Raw genomic sequence first — 15,659 nt, forward strand, 5'->3', positions numbered from 1 at the left:
TCCGGGCATGGATCTCACGCACGTGCTGGTGCTGCTCGCCGGGGTGGTCCTGGCGGTCTGGAACACCTGGCAGCACCTCGGCCGCTCGCGCGCGGCGCGGGCCTGGAGCGACGACATCCAGGGCGAGCTGAAGGTCCGCAGCGTGCTGGTGATCCGGCCGATGCTCGCGGTGGTGCTGATCGCCGCCGCCCTGGTCGGGCCCACCGCCGGCGCGGACGGCACCAAGCTGTGGATCTCGTTCCCGCTGGTGATCGCGCTGCTGGTCGCGTTCGGCTACATGGTGCTGCCGCTGCCGATCCCGCGCTGGGCCAAGCCCCGGTGGTTCCGCTCGCAGCAGCGGCACGTCTCGGGACGGGCGGCCCGCCGTGGCTGACCCCCGCGATCCCGCCGGGGACGGTCCCGGGCTGCGACTCCCGGCGTACCTCGAACCGGTCCCCGCGGGCACCCCGGACCTCCCCATCGAGGTCACCTTCGCGGCGCTCGAGCCCGCGTCGGGACGGTTCCGCAGCAACGTCGTGGTGACCGAGCAGCCGACCGGCGGCCTGGGGTTCCGCGACTGGCAGGCCGGCACCGACGAGCTGCTGCCGCGGACGCTGCCGGACTACCTGCTCGTCGACCTCGAGCGGCTCGAGCTCGACGGCCACCCCGCCGGTCGCCGGCTCGCGCACCACGCCGGGCCCGCGGGCGAGGCGCTGACCATGGAGCAGTGGTTCGTGCTCGTGGACGGGGTCGGGCACACGCTGACCGCGACCGTCGAGACCTGGCGGTACGACGAGCTCGCCGACTCGCTCGCCGGGGTGGCCGCGTCCTGGCGGCCGGCCGGGGAGGGGGCGTGATGCTGCTCGAGACCGATCCGGCCGGTGGCGCCGCCCGCCTGGACGCCGCCGGCGTGGCCGCGCTGCTCGGGGCGGCCCGGGGCGAGCCGGCGGCCCCGGAGGCGACCGTGGCGCTGGCGAGCGGCCGGCTGGACGCCGAGCTGGCGCTGCTGGGTGACCCGCTGGTGGCGCTGGAGCTGGTGGTCGCCGGTGGGTCCGTGCGGCTGGCGCACCGCGGCTGGGTGGGCCCGGAGCTCGCGGTCCTGCTGGCCGGGGTGCATGCGGAGGGCGGGGGTCAGGAGGGCGGCCAGGAGGGGGAGTGGCGGCTGCTGTCGATGCCGCCGGCGTTCCTGACCGCGGGGCTGGTGCGCCTCACCCGGATCCGGCCGCGCCGCGACGTCGGCGAGCCGCTGGCCGGGGCCTGGCACGACGACCTGGTGGCGGCCGAGGAGTCCGCTCGGCGGGCGGCGCTGGACGGGCTCGGGGCCGACTTCGCGTGGCGGCTGCGCGCGACCTGGCCGGGCGGGGAGCGGCTGCTGCACGCGGTCGACGGCGCCCACGGCCTGCATCTCGCCGACGCCTCGGGGCGGTTGGGGCGGGTCTCGAACACGTTCGGCTACCGGGTGCTGTCGACGCTGCTGCCGACCGACGCCGAGCTGGACGCCGCCCCTGCGTCGGGCCCGGGTCAGTAGTTCAGCTCGCGCCGCCAGGTCAACGACCAGGGGTCGACGCCGAGCAGGTCCAGTGCGGCGGCGCCGAGCCGCGCGAGCTCGGTCGCGGGGTCGGTCCCGGGCTCGTGGCCGGAGGGCCGGTCCGGGTCGGTGGTCACGCACTGCCAGTAGTGCGGGTACGACGGCTGCGTGCCGGTCGGGTCGGGGTCGCCCGGCGCGAGCCAGCCGAGGCTCCGGAGCCGGTCGTGGACCTCCTCCGGCACCTCCCAGTCGCCCCCGAACCGGGTCGCGCCGACGCACTCGCCGTACCACGCGGTCTCGTCGTCGCGCCGGAACTGCACGTAGCGGCTCGGCGGCGGCGCCGGCCGACGGCGCAGCAGGCCGGTGCGCGGCGGGGCGGGCGGCTGCGGCTCGCCGACGATCACGAACTCGTTCACGCCCAGGTCGGCCAGCGTCCGCGCCAGGTGCTTCTCGACCTGCTCGCACGTGGTGTCGCCGTAGGTCTCCTCCATGGGGCGACCGTAGCCGCCCTTGCGACCCACCCGGCCCACCCGTCGCAAGCGGCGCGGCGCGGTCCGGGCCGAGGCGGGTTACCCGGGCCCCACTAGCCTGTGACCGCCGCCCCAGTCGACGCCCGAGGAGCCCCGATGACCCAGTCCCCGCCCCTGGCCGACTCCCTCGCCGGACGCACGATCGCGGTGCTCGGCGGCACCGGTCCGCAGGGCCGCGGGCTGGCCCGGCGGTTCGCCGCGGCCGGGCTGCCGGTGGTGATCGGCAGCCGCAGCGCCGAGCGCGCCGAGCAGACCGCGGCCGAGCTGTCCCAGGCAGTGGGCGGGGCGACGGGCGGGCCGACGGGGGGTCCGGTGAGCGGCCAGGACAACGCCGGCGCCGCCGCGGCCGGCGACATCGTGGTGGTCGCGGTCCCGTGGGAGGGGCACGCCGAGCTGCTCGAGGGGCTCGCCGACCGGCTCGCCGGCAAGGTCGTCGTCGACTGCGTCAACCCGCTGGGCTTCGACAAGCAGGGGGTCTACGCGCTGCCGGTGGCCGAGGGGTCGGCCGCCCAGCAGGCCGCCGTACTGCTCCCCGACGCCACCGTCGTCGGCGCCTTCCACAACGTCAGCGCCGTGCTGCTCGACGACCCCGAGGTCGAGAGTGTCGACACCGACGTGCTCGTGCTCGGCGACGTCCGCGAGGCCACCGACCTGGTGCGCGACCTCGCGGGCACGATCCCGGGGGTGCGTGGGGTGTACGGCGGCCGGCTGCGCAACGCCCACCAGGTCGAGGCGTTCACGGCCAACCTGATCAGCATCAACCGCCGCTACAAGGCCCACTCCGGGCTGCGCATCACCGACGTCTGAGGGGCCGGCCATGACCGAGATCCACCCCGCCCACCCGGCGTCGAGCCCGCGCTCGGCCGAGCCGCGGGGCTGAGCGGTGGTGCTCAGGCTGCGCTCGCGCACGTTCGGCGACGACGTGCCGCTGGTGATGGCGATCGTGAACCGGACCCCCGACTCGTTCTACGACCGGGGCGCGACCTGGGCCGAGGACGCGGCGTACGACCGGGTCGCCCAGGTGGTCGAGGAGGGCGCGGACCTCGTCGACATCGGCGGGGTGCGGGCCGGCTACGGGCCCGACGTCGACGCCGCCGAGGAGATCCGCCGGGTGGCGGGCTTCGTCGGGCGGGTGCGGGCGGCCTACCCCGAGCTCGTGATCAGCGTCGACACCTGGCGGGCCTCGGTCGGCCGGGCGGTCTGCGCGGAGGGCGCCGACGTGCTCAACGACGCGTGGGGCGGGCACGACCCGGCGCTCGCCGAGGTCGCCGGGGAGTACGACGCCGCGCTGATCTGCACCCACACCGGCGGGTTGGCGCCGCGGACCGACCCCTACCGGATCGAGTACGACGACGTCGTGCGCGACTGCATCGACCGCACCACCGCGCTCGCGGCCCGTGCGCTGGCGGCGGGGGTCGCCCGGGAGAGCCTCGTGATCGACCCGGCCCACGACTTCGGCAAGTCCACCTTCGACTCCCTCGAGGTCACCCGCCGCCTCGGCGAGATGGTCGCCACCGGCTGGCCGGTACTGGTCTCGCTGTCCAACAAGGACTTCGTCGGCGAGACCCTCGACCTGCCCCCCGGCGAGCGGCTGCTCGGCACCCTCGCCGCGACCGCGGTCTGCGCGATGGCCGGGGCGCGGATCTACCGGGTGCACAACGTGCGCGAGACCCGGCAGGTGGTGGACATGGCCTGGTCGATCGCCGGCCGCCGGCCGCCGGCGCGGGCGATCCGGGGGCTGGCGTGACCGGCCGGCGGGTGGTGCTGGTGCCGGGGGCGCCCGCGCTGCTGCCCGAGCGGGTGTCGCTGGTCGACCCGGTCGCCGAGCTGCGGGCCGCGGTCCGGCGGGCGGTCGCGTGGGCGGTCGCGGGCGCCGGGTCGGTGCTGCTGCTGACCGACGACGTCGGCGAGGCCGACCGGGCGCGGGGGGTGGTCGACCCGGCCGGGCTGCGGGTGGGTCGGTCGCTGCTGGCGGCGTACGGCTTCACCGGGGAGGTGCGCGAGTGCGCGCTGCCCGCCGAGCTGTCGACTGCGCGGTCCGCCGAGCTGCCCGGCGAGCTGCCGGAGACCGACGCGGTCCTCGCGCTGGCCTCGGGGAGCGCGCGGCGGCGCGAGGGCTCGCCCGGCTACGTCGACGACCGGGCGACCGGGTTCGACGCGCGGCTCGGCGCCGCGCTGAGCGCTCCCGACCCCGCCGCGCTGGCTGACCTGGACCAGCGGCTCGCCGCCGAGCTGTGGGTCACCGGGGCGCGGACGTTCCGCGCGCTCGGCGGGCTGCTCGCCGGCGCCGGGCCGGCCGAGGTGGACCTCGCCGACGACCCCTTCGGCGTGCAGTACTGGGTGATGAGGTGGACATGCGGGTCCTGATCGGAGCGGCGCCGGAAGCTGGCACGGGCGTGGGCGTGGGTGCCGGCGAGGTGGACGACGAGCGGCTCGCCGAGCTGTACGCCGCGCCGCGGACCCCGTGGGTCCGGGTCAACATGGTGAGCACCGTCGACGGCTCCGCCACCGGCGAGGGCGGGCTGACCGGCGCGATCAACAACGAGCCCGACCACCGGGTCTTCGACCTGCTGCGCCGGCAGGCCGACGTGGTCGTGGTCGGCGCCGGCACCGCCCGCGCGGAGGGCTACACGGCGCTGGACCTGCCGCTGGTGCTGGTCAGCCGCGGCGGCGCGGTGCCGCCGCGGCTGCGCGGCGCCGAGCCCGGCCGGGTGCTGATGGCGACCTGCGAGCAGGCCGAGCACCTCGACGAGACGCGGGCGCTGCTGGGGGAGGAGCAGGTGCTGGTGCTCGGCTCGCACCGGGTCGACCTGCCGCTGCTGCGCGACCGGCTGGTCGACCGGGGCTGGGGCCGGATCCTCTGCGAGGGCGGCCCGCACCTGCTGCGCGACCTGGTCGCCGAGGGGGTCGCCGACGAGATCTGCTGCACCACCGTGCCGCACCTGGTCGCCGGCGAGCACCCCCGGATCACCGACGGCCCGCCCGTCGACGTACCGCTCGAGCTGCACACGCTCCTCGAACAGGACGGCACCCTCCTCGCCCGCTGGTTCCTGCACCACCCCCATCGTTGAGTTGGGCCCCGCACCGGGTTGAGTTGGGCCCGGCACCGGGTTGAGTTGGGCCACCCGCCGGCGTGAGTTGGGCCCCGCGCCGGGTTGAGTTGGGCCCCGCGCTGGGTTGAGTTGGGCCCGCCGCCGGCGTGAGGTGGGCCTCCCGGGCGTGGCCCCGCTGGCCTAGGGTCGCCCCATGGCTGTCGAACCCCTGTCCGGAGCCGGGTCCGAGCTGCCGGTGCTGGACGCCGAGGAGCAACGGGTCCTCGGGTGCCTGCTGGAGAAGCAGGTGACCGTGCCCGCGTCGTACCCGCTCACGCTGAGCGCGCTGCGCACCGCCTGCAACCAGTCCAGCAGCCGGGACCCGGTCGTCGACTACGACGAGCGCACCGTCGAGGCGACCGCCAAGCGGCTCAAGGACCGCGGGTTGCTGCGCATCGTGTGGTCCGACACCGGGCGGCGCACGCTGAAGTACCACCAGGTCCTCGCCGAGGCACTCGGGCTCGCCGAGGACGAGCGGGCCCTGCTGACGGTGCTGCTGCTGCGCGGCGCCCAGACGCCCGGCGAGCTGCGGACCCGCAGCGAGCGGCTGCACGCCTTCGCCGAGCGCCGCGACGTCGAGGAGCTGCTGGGGCGGATGGCCGAGCGGGGCCTGGCCAGGGAGCTCGCCCGGCAGCCCGGGCAGCACGACGCGCGCTGGGTGCACTGCCTGGGCGAGGCGGCCACGGCACCCGTCCCGGCGGCCCCGATCGCCTCGCCCGGGGCACCCGGGTCGGCGGGTGCGGTGAATGCGGTGGACCGGGAGAGCGTGCTCGCGGATGGGGCCGCCGCGCGCGACGAGCGGGTGCGCACGTCGTACGACGCCATCGCCACGGCGTACGCCGACGCGCTGGTCGACGAGCTGCTCGACGGCCAGCCCTTCGAGACCTGGCTGCTCGACCGGGTCACTGGTCACGCCGACGGCCGCCCGGTCGTCGAGGTCGGCTGCGGGCCCGGCCACGTCACGGCGTACCTCGCCGAGGCCGGCGCCGACGCCACCGGCCTCGACCTGTCGCCGGGGATGGTCGCCGAGGCTCGGCGGCGGTTCCCGGACGGTGCCTACGAGGTCGGTGACCTGCGTCGGCTGATGCGCCCGACCAGCGCGCCGGGGTGGGCGGCCGTGCTGGGGTGGTACTCCCTGATCCACCTGGCCGGCTCCGAGCTGCCCGTCGCGGTCGCCGCGCTCGCCCGGCCGCTCGCCCCCGGCGGCTGGCTGGTGCTCGCGCTGCACGCGGGGGCCGGCGTACGGCACAACGGCTGCTGGTTCGACCTCCCCGTCGACCTCGACGTGGTGCTGCACGAGCCCGGCGACGTGACCGCCGCGGTCCGGGCGGCCGGGCTGGTCGACATCGAGTGGTACCGACGCGGCCCACTCACGCACCGCGGCGAGACCACCGAGCGGTTGTACGTCGTGGGCCGGGCGCCGGCGTAGTCCGCCGGCGGTGCGGGGCCCAACTCAACCCGGTGCGGGGCCCAACTGAACGTGGTGCGGGGCCCAACTCAACCCGGTGCGGGGCCCAACTGAATGCGGCGTGGGGCCCAACTCAATCCGGTGCGGGGCCCAACTCAACATGGCTTGTGATTGCATTCACAAAGTCGCGGGGCGAGGGACGACCCAGGCGGACGGGCGCCCGGCCCGCGCGTAGCGTCGAGGTCGTGCTTCCCCGAGCCACGCACGCAATGTCCATGCTCCTCCCGATGGCCGCCGAGCCGCCGGGGCTGATGCCCGCCCGCGAGCAGATGGCGGTCAGCCTCGGCTGGCACATCGTGCTGGCCTGCTTCGGGGTGGCGTTCCCGGCGATGATCTACGTCGTCCACCGCCGTGGCATCCGCCGCGACGACCCGGTCGCGCTCGGCCTGGCCCAGCGGTGGGCCAAGGTCTCGGCGGTGCTGTTCGCGATCGGCGCGGTCTCCGGGACCGTGCTCAGCTTCGAGATGGGCCTGCTCTGGCCGGGCCTGATGGGGCGCTTCGGCGACGTGCTCGGGCTGCCGTTCGCGTTCGAGGGCCTCTCGTTCTTCGTCGAGGCGATCTTCCTCGGCATCTACCTCTACGGCTGGGGCCGGATGCCCCCGCGCCGGCACCTGCTGATGCTGCTGCCGATGGCCACCGCCGGGGTGGTCGGCACCTACTGCGTGATCGCGGTCAACGCGTGGATGAACATGCCGACCGGCTTCCGCATCGTCGACGGCAAGGTCACCGACGTACAGCCGTGGCGGGTGCTGTTCAACAGCGGCGCGTTCCTGCAGTTCGCCCACATGTGGGTGGGCGCGTTCATGCTGGTCGGGTTCGTCGTCGCCGGGGTGTACGCCGCCGGCATGCTCCGCGGCCGCCGCGACGAGCACCACCGGCTCGGGTTCAGCGTGCCGTTCGTGTTCGCGACCGTGGCGGCGCTGGCGCAGCCGGTGATCGGTCACGTGCTCGGCATGCGGCTGGGCACCACCCAGCCCTCGAAGCTGGCCGCGTTCGAGCTCGCCGTCCACACCGAGCAGCCGGCGCCGCTGAGGATCGGCGGCCTGCTGATCGACGGCACCGCGAAGTGGTTCCTCGAGATCCCCAAGTGGGGCTCGTTCATCGCCCGCGGCTCCTTCGACAAGCCGGTGCGCGGGCTCGACACGTTCCCGCCCGCCGACCGGCCGCCGGTCAACGTCACCCACGTCGCGTTCCAGTCGATGATCGGGATCGGCACGCTGCTCGCGCTCGCGGTGACCGTCTACTGGCTGGCCCGCTGGCGGGGTCACGACCTGCGCGAGAACCGCTGGTTCCTCCGGTTCGCGGTCGTGGCCGGCCCGCTCGCGGTGCTCGCGCTGGAGTCGGGGTGGGTCGCCACCGAGGTCGGCCGCCAGCCGTGGACGGTCTTCGGCGTACTCCGCACCGTCGACGCCGCCTCCGGCAACGCCGGGCTCTGGTGGAGCTTCACCGGCGTCGCGATCGTCTACCTCGGCATGACCGTCGGCGCCTGGGTCGTGCTGCGCTCGATGGCCCGGCGCTGGCGGGCGGGGGAGACCGACCTGCCCAGCCCGTACGCGCCCGAGCCGCTGCCGCTCGCCGAGAGCGCCGGGGCGGGGGACGCCGGCGACGCCGCACCCGGGAAGGGGGCCCGCGGATGACCCAGGAGATGGCGGTCGCCGCCGCGTTGTTCGCCGGCGTCGTGCTCTACGCGTTGTTCGCCGGCGCGGACTTCGGCTCCGGCTTCTTCGACCTCACCGCCGGGGGTACGGCGGCCGGGCGCGGGCTGCGCACGCTGGTCGACCACAGCATCGGGCCGGTCTGGGAGGCCAACCACGTCTGGCTGATCTATGTGCTGGTGATGTGGTGGACCGGATTCCCGACCGCGTTCGCGGCGGCGATGAACACGCTGTTCGTGCCGCTGATGCTCGCGCTGCTCGGGATCGTGCTCCGGGGCGCGGCGTTCGCGTTCCGCAAGTACTCCGGCTCGCTGGCCCAGGCGCGGCTCTTCGGCGTGGTCTTCGCGGGCTCCTCGCTGATCACGCCGTTCTTCTTCGGGTGCGTCGCGGGCGCGGTCGCCTCGGGCCGGGTCCCGGCCGACGGGCACGGCCCGCTGTTCTCGTCGTGGCTGACGCCGACGTCGGTCTTCGGCGGGCTGATCGCGGTCGGCACCTGCTCGTTCCTGGCCGGTGTGTTCCTCACCGCGGACGCCGGCCGCGCGGGCCAGCGCGACCTCGCGCGGACCCTGCGCCGCCGTACCCTCGGCGTCGGGCTGGTCACCGGGGCCGTGGTGTTCGCCGCGCTGGTCCCGATCCAGCACGACGCGCCGACGCTCGCGCACGGCCTGGAGACCCGGGCCGCGCCGCTGATCGTGGTGTCGTTCCTGGCCGGCCTCGCGACCCTGGTGCTGGTGGCCCGGGGCCGGGCGGCGCTCGGTCGGCTGACCGCGGTGCTGGCGGTCGGGACGGTGGTGCTGGGCTGGGGCGTCGCGCAGTACCCCTGGCTGCTGGTCGACCAGATCACGATCAGTGAGGCGGCGGGCGCACCGGCCACGCTGACCGGGCTGCTGATCGTGGTCGCGCTCGCGGCGGTGATCGTGGTGCCGGCGCTGGCGTACCTCTTCTGGCTCACCCAGTCCGAGCGCTGGTCCCACGACTAGAGGTTGAGTTGGGCCCACCGCCGGGTTGAGTTGGGCCCCGCGCCGGGTTGAGTTGGGCCTCCCGCCGGGTTGAGTTGGGCCCCGCGCCGGGTTGAGTTGGGCCTCCCGCCGGGTTGAGTTGGGCCTCCCCGCGGCGAGCCCCGAAGCCGCCCCGGTGCTCACCGAGCGGCGTCGACGTCGACGACGCCGGGGATCGGGGTGGTCCCGGTGAACTGGTCGGCCATCGCGTCCACCCCGCGCTGCGGGCGGGCCAGGTCGAGGTAGGCCGCCTGCCGCTGCTCGGCCTTCTTCTCCGGGTCGATGCCGAAGAGTCGGTTCCGGTCGTCCTTCAGCGACTCCTCGCACTCGCCCTCGCGGTTGAACGACCACATCAGCATCGGGTCGCCGAGCGGCAGGTCGTGCCCGGGCGCGCCGTCGTGGCGGCCGGTGTGCCAGGTGTGCCAGGTCTTGCCGTAGGAGTTGACCAGCTGCTTCATGAACGCCGTCTCGGCGGCGTCCGGCAGCCCGGGGGCGACCAGCTCGCCGGAGAACACCTCGTAGTTGTGCGGGTGCCAGTAGTCCTTCTCGGACTCCGGGAGGGTGTCGAAGAGCCGGCCGGAGACGATGTACTCGATCCCGATCAGGTTCGCCTCCTTGGTGTTGCCGTCGAACAGCACGCACTGCAGCAGGTCGTCGTTCACGACCTTGCAGTAGTGGTGGGCCTCCATCTGCTCGTGCGGCTCGTCCTTCGGACAGTGGAAACCCACCACGTAGACGTCGAAGCCGCGCAGCGGCGTGGTCGACTGCAGCAGGTGTGCGCCCTGCTCCAGCGCCGCGAGCCACGCGCCCTTGCCCTCGCCGGCGGGAGTCACGGCGGGCGCGCGGTCGGGGATCGTGATGTGCACGGGGCCTCCTCGGGGACGGGTGCTCGGGCCGGGGCGGTACCCATCCGCCCCGCTGCCATCCCGCGCCGGTCAGGCCCAGGCCGGCTCGTCGGCGCCCCAAGGCCGCCCGACCCAGGAGTACGCCGGGGGCGCGCCGGCCCAGTCGAGCGCCGGCGGGGCAGACCGGATCCGTCCCGCGGGCCCATCGGCCTCGACCGCCGGCAGGGCCGCCTCGTCCACGGCAGGCTCGGTCCCACCGGGCTGGGCGAGCAGCTCGTGGGCGACCCGGGCCAGCGAGATCGAGACCAGGTGGCTGCCGCCGCCGGCGCGCTGGCGCCGCAGCGCGCTCATCACCCCGGCCGCGAGCAGGTGCCCGGCCGAGTGGTCGAGGGCCTGGGCGGGCAGCGCGCCGGGGGTCGCGGCGCCGCCGCTCTCGCGCACGGCGATCCCGCTGGTGGCCTGCACGATGCTGTCGAACCCGCGCCGCGCCGACCACGGCCCGCCGGTGTCCCACGCGCTGACCCGGCCCACGACCAGGCCCGGGAACCGGGCGGCGAGCTGCTCCGCCTCGAGGCCGAAGCGGTCCAGCGAGCCGGGCCGGTAGCCGGTCACCACCACGTCGGCCGACGCCAGCAGCCGCTCGAGCACCTCGTCCCCGGCGCGCGTGGCGAGGTCGACGACCGCGCAGCGCTTGCCCTGGCCGGTGTCGAGGTGCTGCCACTCGATCTCGGGCGGGCGCGGGGAGTCCAGCCGCAGCACGTCCGCGCCGGCGAAGGCCAGGTCGCGGGTCGCGACCGGCCCGGCGATCACCCGGGTCAGGTCGAGCACCCGGACGCCGGCGAGCGGCCGCCCGTCGCCGGCCGCCGCCTCGCGCCACGGCCGGGGCGCCGCCTCGCCGAGTCCGGCGAACCCCAGCAGCGGCCGGCGAGCGACGGCCTGCCCCTGCGGGTGCGCCCGCCACTCCTCGACGTCGCGGACCTTCACGAGGATCGCGCCCGCGACCGCGGCCGCCTCCTCCAGCTCCTCGGCCCCCCGACCGGCCACGGCGGCGCGCATCGCGTCCTTGCCGGCGCCCTCGGCGAGCCCCAGCAACCGGCGCAGCCGGGCGTCGTGGTGCGGGTAGTTGCCGTGCGTGCGCACCCACCCGTCACCCGCCCGCCAGAACCCGGACAGCTCGCCCCACACCGACGGCGCCTCGCCGTTCCAGCGGAACAGCCGGTCGCTGCGGTACGACGCCGCGACGCGCGCCGGGTCCAGCCGGACGACGGGCGGCTCGCCGCGCCCCGTCGTACGAGCCTCGGACACCAGCCCCGCCGCGACCGAGGCCAGCGCGACGCTGTCGAAGGCGAGCTCGCCGACCGCCAGTGACGAGCGCAGCGGCACCTCGGCCCCGGGGTCGGCCACCCCGGCCAGCTGGGCGGGGTCCTCACCCAGGTCCTGCCAGGCCCGTCGTCCGAACCGACCGATCGCTCCCACGTCCGTGCTCCTCCCCGCCGGCTCATGGTCGAACCGACGTCCCGGGGCAACCTTGGCAGACGGGGCGGGTGCGCCGGGAGAGGCCGGTGTGGTCCGACAGGTGGCGTGGGGAGTGTCAACGAGCGCCGACTCGGCGTGGGGTGGGGGTCAGGTGTCGGAGCGGGCGACCGCGGTCCAGATCAGGTGGGTGCCGCCGCCGGGGCCCGCGGTGACCTGGAGGTCGCCGTGGTGGCGGGTCGCCCGGCTGCGGAGGTTGGCCAGCCCGCTGGCGCGCGTCGTGTCGCCCAGGCCGCAGCCGTCGTCGATCGCCTCGACGCTCAGCTGGGCGGCGGCGAGGGTCACGCGCAGCCGGACACTGCGGGCCTTCGCGTGCCGGGCGGCGTTGGCCAGAGCCTCGCGGGCCACCGCCACCACGTCGTCGGCCAGGTCGGGGGAGACCGCCTGGTCCAGCGGGCCGGAGAACTCCGCGTGCGGGGCGAAGCCGAGCGTCGGGCGCGCCTCCTCCACGACGGCCAGCAGCCGCTCCTTGAGCCCGCCGCCCCCGTGCGGGGCCCGGTTGAGCTGGAAGATCGTGGTCCGGATCCGCCGGATGGTGCTGTCGACGGCGTCGACGAAGTCGCTGAGGTGCTGGCGGTTCGCCTCGTCGTCGATCCGGTGGACCATCGCCTGCAGCCCCATCCCGGTCGCGAACAGCTCCTGGATGACGTGGTCGTGCAGGTCCGCGGCGATCCGCTGGTGCTCGCGCAGCACCGCCAGCGCCGCCTGGTCGGCGCGGGTCTGGTTCAGCTCGAGGGCGACGCCGAGGTGCCCGACGTACGCGTCGAGCTGGTCGAGGTCGGTCTGGTCGAAGGGGTGGCGACCGTTGGTCCGGCCCACCATCAGCGCACCGACCACGGTCTTGCCCCGGCACAGCGGGCCCGCGATCAGCGAGGCGAGCTGGGGGTCGGTGACCACCTTGACGTTGCGGCGGTGGTAGCCGCCGAGGAGCACCGGGTCGCCGGTGCGCAGGGTCGGCGCGAGCACGCTCTGCGCGATCGGCACGTGGACGCCGAGCACCTGGTCGGCGAGCGGCCCGACCGCGGCCGCGACGACCATGTCCTCGCCGTCGAGCTCGGCGAGGATCGCCACGTCGCCCTCGCCGGCCTGCAAGGCGGCCTGCAGCAGCACGTCGATGGGCCGGTCCTGCTGCCCCGAGAACACCTCCTGGCTGGCCTCGGTGGTCAGCGTCTGCCACCGCCGGCGGCGCTCGGAGTCCTCGTAGAGCCGGGCGTTCTCGATCGCGACCGCGGCGGTCCGGGCCAGGCTGGTGAGCAGCTGCTCGTCCTCCTCGGAGAAGGCGCCGCGGAGGCTCTCGACCAGGTAGAGCGTGCCGTAGACGCTGCCGCGCACCCGGATCGGCGTGCCCAGCAGACCGGGTGTCGGGTGGCGGCTGCCCGCGGGGTCGTCCGCAGGCAGATCGGCGGGCAGATCGGCGGGCAGGTCGGCGCCGTCCTCGACCGCGGCGGCGAGCGTCCGGCCGACGCGGCGCACGTCGTCGATCCGGATCGGCCCCGGCGCGTCGACGAGCAGGTCGAGGAGCGCGGCGCCGTCGGGCGCACCCTCGAGCATGGCCACCTGCTCGCCGTCCATGCCGGTGTGCACGAACTGCGACAGCGAGCCGTCCTCGCTGAGCACCCCCAGCGCGGCGTACCGCGCGCCGATCAGGTCCCGCGCGGCGCGCACCGTCCGGTGCAGCACCACGTCGAGCTTCAGGTCGGCGGTGACCAGCGCGTTGGCCCGCAGCAGGGCCCGCAGCCGGCCCTGGGCCTTGAGCACGTCGGCGGCGCGCTCGGTGAGCTGGACGAGGGTCTCCTCGAGCTCGAGGCGGGGCACGTCGGGGAAGGTGAGTAGCTCCCGCGGCCCCGGCCGGGTCGGATCCACCACCCGCTCGTCCACCGCCGAGAGGTCCGTGGTGGGCAGGTCGTGGGCGAACCGGGGGGAGGCCGGGTGCGTCGGCACCGTCCCCAGGTCGGTGCGCTCGCGGAACGAGACGACCGCGCCGCGGCTGTGCCCGGTGGCGTCCTCGCGCGGGCGCACCGTCATGTCGAACCAGCCCGAGGTGCCCGGCGCCGCGCACGGCGTGAGCAGGGTGGCGGGAGTCGTCAGCTCACCGCGCAGGGCGCGTCTCACGAGCTCGCCGGCGCGCCGGGCGACCGGGTCCTCACCGGCCCGCGCGCAGACCTCCAGGTAGGAGACCCCGGGCCCGCTGCGATCGACCGCGCCGCCGTTGCCGCGGCAGAAGTCCAGCCACGCCTCGTTGACCGCGACGATCCGGCCGTCGTGGTCGAGTACCGCGGTCTGGACCGGCGGCGCGGCGGGGACCGGCGGCGCGTGTGCCACGTCCGCGACCCGTGGCTCGTGATCGGTCATCATCGTCCCCACCCCCGCGGCGGTCGACAACCCCGCCCCGACGGACTGTTCCCTGCTCGCATGCCCATTCCCGAGCTCCCTCCCGGCGTGCGATGGAGCCGCCAGGAGCAGGGGCGACCGTGTCCCTCCGGGGTCCGGGGAGGCTAGTGGTGACAGTACTCCCCGGAATCGCGCCGGTGAAGGCAGAATGACTGAGACCTGCTGCAGCCGGCAGGCGGTGAACTGGCGCGACCCCGGGGTCGCGCGCTCGGGCAGGGCGCCAGGCTCCAGGGGCCAGGGGGACCTGATGTACGACCACGCGCTGTTCGTCAAGACCGTCGCCACGTTCAGCGGCCGGCTGCTGGAGTCCTACGACTCCGACATCGACGTGGACGCCGTGCTCCGGGACCTGATGGGCAGCTTCGTGGCGATCTTCGACCTGGCCGGGGCGGGGATGGGGCTGGCCGAGGACGGGACGATGCGCACCACCACCGGCGTCCCGGAGCAGATCTCGGCGCTGGAGGACGTCCAGCATCAGCACCAGGTCGGTCCGTGCATGGCGGCGTTCCGCGAGGGACGGGTGGTCGTGGTCGACGACCTCACGGCGTACGCCGACCGGTGGCCGGCGTACGCCGCGGTCGCGGCCCGCCTGGGCATGACCACCGTGGTCGGCCTGCCGTTGCAGCTGGCCGGCCACCAGGTCGGGGCCGTCAACCTCTACTCCGGTGAGCACCGGGACTGGCCGGCCGAGGACCTCGAGGCCGCGCAGGTGCTCGCCGACCTGATCACCGGCTACCTGGTCACCGGCTCGAAGCTGCGCCAGCAGGAGCAGCTGACCGAGCAGCTGCAGCACGCCCTGGACGCGCGGACCGTGATCGAGCAGGCCAAGGGCGTGGTCGCCGCCAGCAACGGTGTGGGTGTGGACGAGGCCTTCGAGCTGATCCGGCGGCACGCCCGCACCCATCACGTGACCGTCCGCGAGCTCTCCGAGGCGATCGTCGAGCTCGGGCTGCGGCTGTAGCGCCCGGGCCGGTCACGACCGGTCGTCGGAGCCGCCGAGGCCCACCTGGACGGCGTTGACGAGCATCCGGGCCACGAACCCCACCAGCACCAGGTCGCCGAGCATCTGGATGGTCGCGACCGCCCGGGCCGCCTCGGAGACCGCGGCGATGTCGCCGAAGCCGACGGTGGCGAAGACCGTCACGGTGAAGTACATCGAGTCCAGCCGGGTCAGCGGCTCGGTGAAGTCCGCCGGGTCGGCGCGGCCCATCACGTAGTAGACCGTGGCGAAGACGACGAAGAACAGGATCAGCCCGAGCACCAGCGCCTCCACCCCACGCACCCGCGGGAACGGCGAGCGGGTGATCTCGCGCAGCTGCCAGCCCAGCACCACGGCGACCAGCACCAGCCCGGCCCCGAGGGCCAGCCACGACCGGCCGTCGAGCCGGGTCATCGGCAGCAGGAAGTACGCCGCGCCGATGGCGAGCGCGACCGCCGAGGACCTGGCCAGCGAGATCACCGCCGCACGCCGGGCCGCGGGCGGCGCCACCGGACCGGTGCCGGTCACCGTCGTACCGGGGTGCATGGTCCGAGTAGACGCCGTCGTACGCCGGGGTGGTCTCACCCGCAGCGGGTGATGTGACCGGGAGCGTGCCGCCGGACGCTAGGGGTGTCCGAGTGTGTGCGCAGACGACAGGAGC

The 15,659-nt window shown here is 75.2% G+C and carries 16 protein-coding genes; 11 read left to right on the forward strand and 5 right to left on the reverse strand.

What is annotated here, in order from left to right; all coding sequences use genetic code 11:
- Positions 1-7: 7 nt before the first annotated feature.
- From BJZ21_RS03035 to BJZ21_RS03045, 3 genes are read left to right on the forward strand one after another with little or no spacing between them, the layout of a single operon-like run.
- Positions 8-373, forward strand: a complete 366-nt coding sequence (locus BJZ21_RS03035) for a hypothetical protein (RefSeq protein WP_179662407.1) — start codon at positions 8-10, stop codon at positions 371-373.
- Positions 366-836, forward strand: a complete 471-nt coding sequence (locus BJZ21_RS03040; RefSeq protein WP_179662408.1) for a hypothetical protein — start codon at positions 366-368, stop codon at positions 834-836. The genes BJZ21_RS03035 and BJZ21_RS03040 overlap by 8 nt, the downstream gene beginning before the upstream one ends.
- Positions 836-1,507, forward strand: coding sequence for a hypothetical protein (locus tag BJZ21_RS03045; RefSeq protein ID WP_179662409.1), 672 nt, complete (start codon positions 836-838; stop codon positions 1,505-1,507). Before BJZ21_RS03040 ends, BJZ21_RS03045 begins: the two co-directional genes overlap by 1 nt.
- Here the strand turns inward: BJZ21_RS03045 and BJZ21_RS03050 are convergent.
- On the reverse strand, positions 1,501-1,998 hold the full coding sequence (locus BJZ21_RS03050; RefSeq protein ID WP_179662410.1) for a TY-Chap domain-containing protein: 498 nt from the start codon (positions 1,996-1,998) through the stop codon (positions 1,501-1,503). The two genes, BJZ21_RS03045 and BJZ21_RS03050, sit on opposite strands and share 7 nt — an antisense overlap.
- Positions 1,999-2,133: 135 nt before the next feature.
- On the opposite strand from BJZ21_RS03050, the gene npdG reads away from it, so the two are divergent.
- The 7 genes from npdG to BJZ21_RS03085 all read left to right on the forward strand — a co-directional run bounded on the left by npdG (position 2,134) and on the right by BJZ21_RS03085 (position 9,232).
- Positions 2,134-2,844: an NADPH-dependent F420 reductase gene (gene npdG / locus BJZ21_RS03055; protein ID WP_179662411.1), complete on the forward strand. Its 711-nt coding sequence runs from the start codon at positions 2,134-2,136 to the stop codon at positions 2,842-2,844.
- A gap of 76 nt (positions 2,845-2,920) precedes the next feature.
- Positions 2,921-3,784 carry a dihydropteroate synthase gene (folP, locus tag BJZ21_RS03060; protein WP_343051926.1) on the forward strand — a complete coding sequence of 288 codons (864 nt, stop codon included), beginning with the start codon at positions 2,921-2,923 and terminating at the stop codon, positions 3,782-3,784.
- Positions 3,781-4,404 carry a class III extradiol ring-cleavage dioxygenase family protein gene (locus BJZ21_RS03065; RefSeq protein WP_179662412.1) on the forward strand — a complete coding sequence of 208 codons (624 nt, stop codon included), beginning with the start codon at positions 3,781-3,783 and terminating at the stop codon, positions 4,402-4,404. Before folP ends, BJZ21_RS03065 begins: the two co-directional genes overlap by 4 nt.
- A complete protein-coding gene (locus BJZ21_RS03070) occupies positions 4,392-5,108 on the forward strand; it encodes a dihydrofolate reductase family protein (RefSeq protein ID WP_179662413.1) in 717 nt (238 codons plus the stop codon). Before BJZ21_RS03065 ends, BJZ21_RS03070 begins: the two co-directional genes overlap by 13 nt.
- 175 nt (positions 5,109-5,283) lie before the next feature.
- Positions 5,284-6,558 (forward strand): DUF480 domain-containing protein, encoded by a 1,275-nt coding sequence (locus BJZ21_RS03075; protein ID WP_218851256.1) that lies wholly within the window; start codon positions 5,284-5,286, stop codon positions 6,556-6,558.
- Positions 6,559-6,824: 266 nt separating this feature from the next.
- Positions 6,825-8,234 (forward strand): cytochrome ubiquinol oxidase subunit I, encoded by a 1,410-nt coding sequence (locus BJZ21_RS03080; protein WP_246298441.1) that lies wholly within the window; start codon positions 6,825-6,827, stop codon positions 8,232-8,234.
- Positions 8,231-9,232 (forward strand): cytochrome d ubiquinol oxidase subunit II, encoded by a 1,002-nt coding sequence (locus BJZ21_RS03085; RefSeq protein WP_179662414.1) that lies wholly within the window; start codon positions 8,231-8,233, stop codon positions 9,230-9,232. The genes BJZ21_RS03080 and BJZ21_RS03085 overlap by 4 nt, the downstream gene beginning before the upstream one ends.
- Before the next feature lie 158 nt (positions 9,233-9,390).
- Here BJZ21_RS03085 and BJZ21_RS03090 read toward each other — a convergent pair whose 3' ends face one another.
- The 3 genes from BJZ21_RS03090 to BJZ21_RS03100 all read right to left on the reverse strand — a co-directional run bounded on the left by BJZ21_RS03090 (position 9,391) and on the right by BJZ21_RS03100 (position 13,983).
- Complete coding sequence (locus tag BJZ21_RS03090) at positions 9,391-10,116, reverse strand: DUF1264 domain-containing protein (protein ID WP_179662415.1); 726 nt, start codon at positions 10,114-10,116, stop codon at positions 9,391-9,393.
- Positions 10,117-10,185: 69 nt separating this feature from the next.
- A complete protein-coding gene (locus tag BJZ21_RS03095; protein ID WP_218851259.1) occupies positions 10,186-11,571 on the reverse strand; it encodes a CoA transferase in 1,386 nt (461 codons plus the stop codon).
- A 147-nt stretch (positions 11,572-11,718) separates the two neighbouring features.
- Positions 11,719-13,983, reverse strand: a complete 2,265-nt coding sequence (locus BJZ21_RS03100; protein WP_179662416.1) for a GAF domain-containing sensor histidine kinase — start codon at positions 13,981-13,983, stop codon at positions 11,719-11,721.
- 184 nt (positions 13,984-14,167) lie between these two features.
- On the opposite strand from BJZ21_RS03100, the gene BJZ21_RS03105 reads away from it, so the two are divergent.
- Positions 14,168-14,980 carry a GAF and ANTAR domain-containing protein gene (locus BJZ21_RS03105; protein ID WP_179662417.1) on the forward strand — a complete coding sequence of 271 codons (813 nt, stop codon included), beginning with the start codon at positions 14,168-14,170 and terminating at the stop codon, positions 14,978-14,980.
- A gap of 12 nt (positions 14,981-14,992) precedes the next feature.
- Here the strand turns inward: BJZ21_RS03105 and BJZ21_RS03110 are convergent, their stop codons facing one another.
- On the reverse strand, positions 14,993-15,544 hold the full coding sequence (locus BJZ21_RS03110) for a potassium channel family protein (RefSeq protein ID WP_179662418.1): 552 nt from the start codon (positions 15,542-15,544) through the stop codon (positions 14,993-14,995).
- Between the last annotated feature and the right edge of the window lie 115 nt (positions 15,545-15,659).

Origin of the sequence: Nocardioides panaciterrulae, from assembly GCF_013409645.1 — a bacterium.
GTDB lineage: Bacteria > Actinomycetota > Actinomycetes > Propionibacteriales > Nocardioidaceae > Nocardioides > Nocardioides panaciterrulae.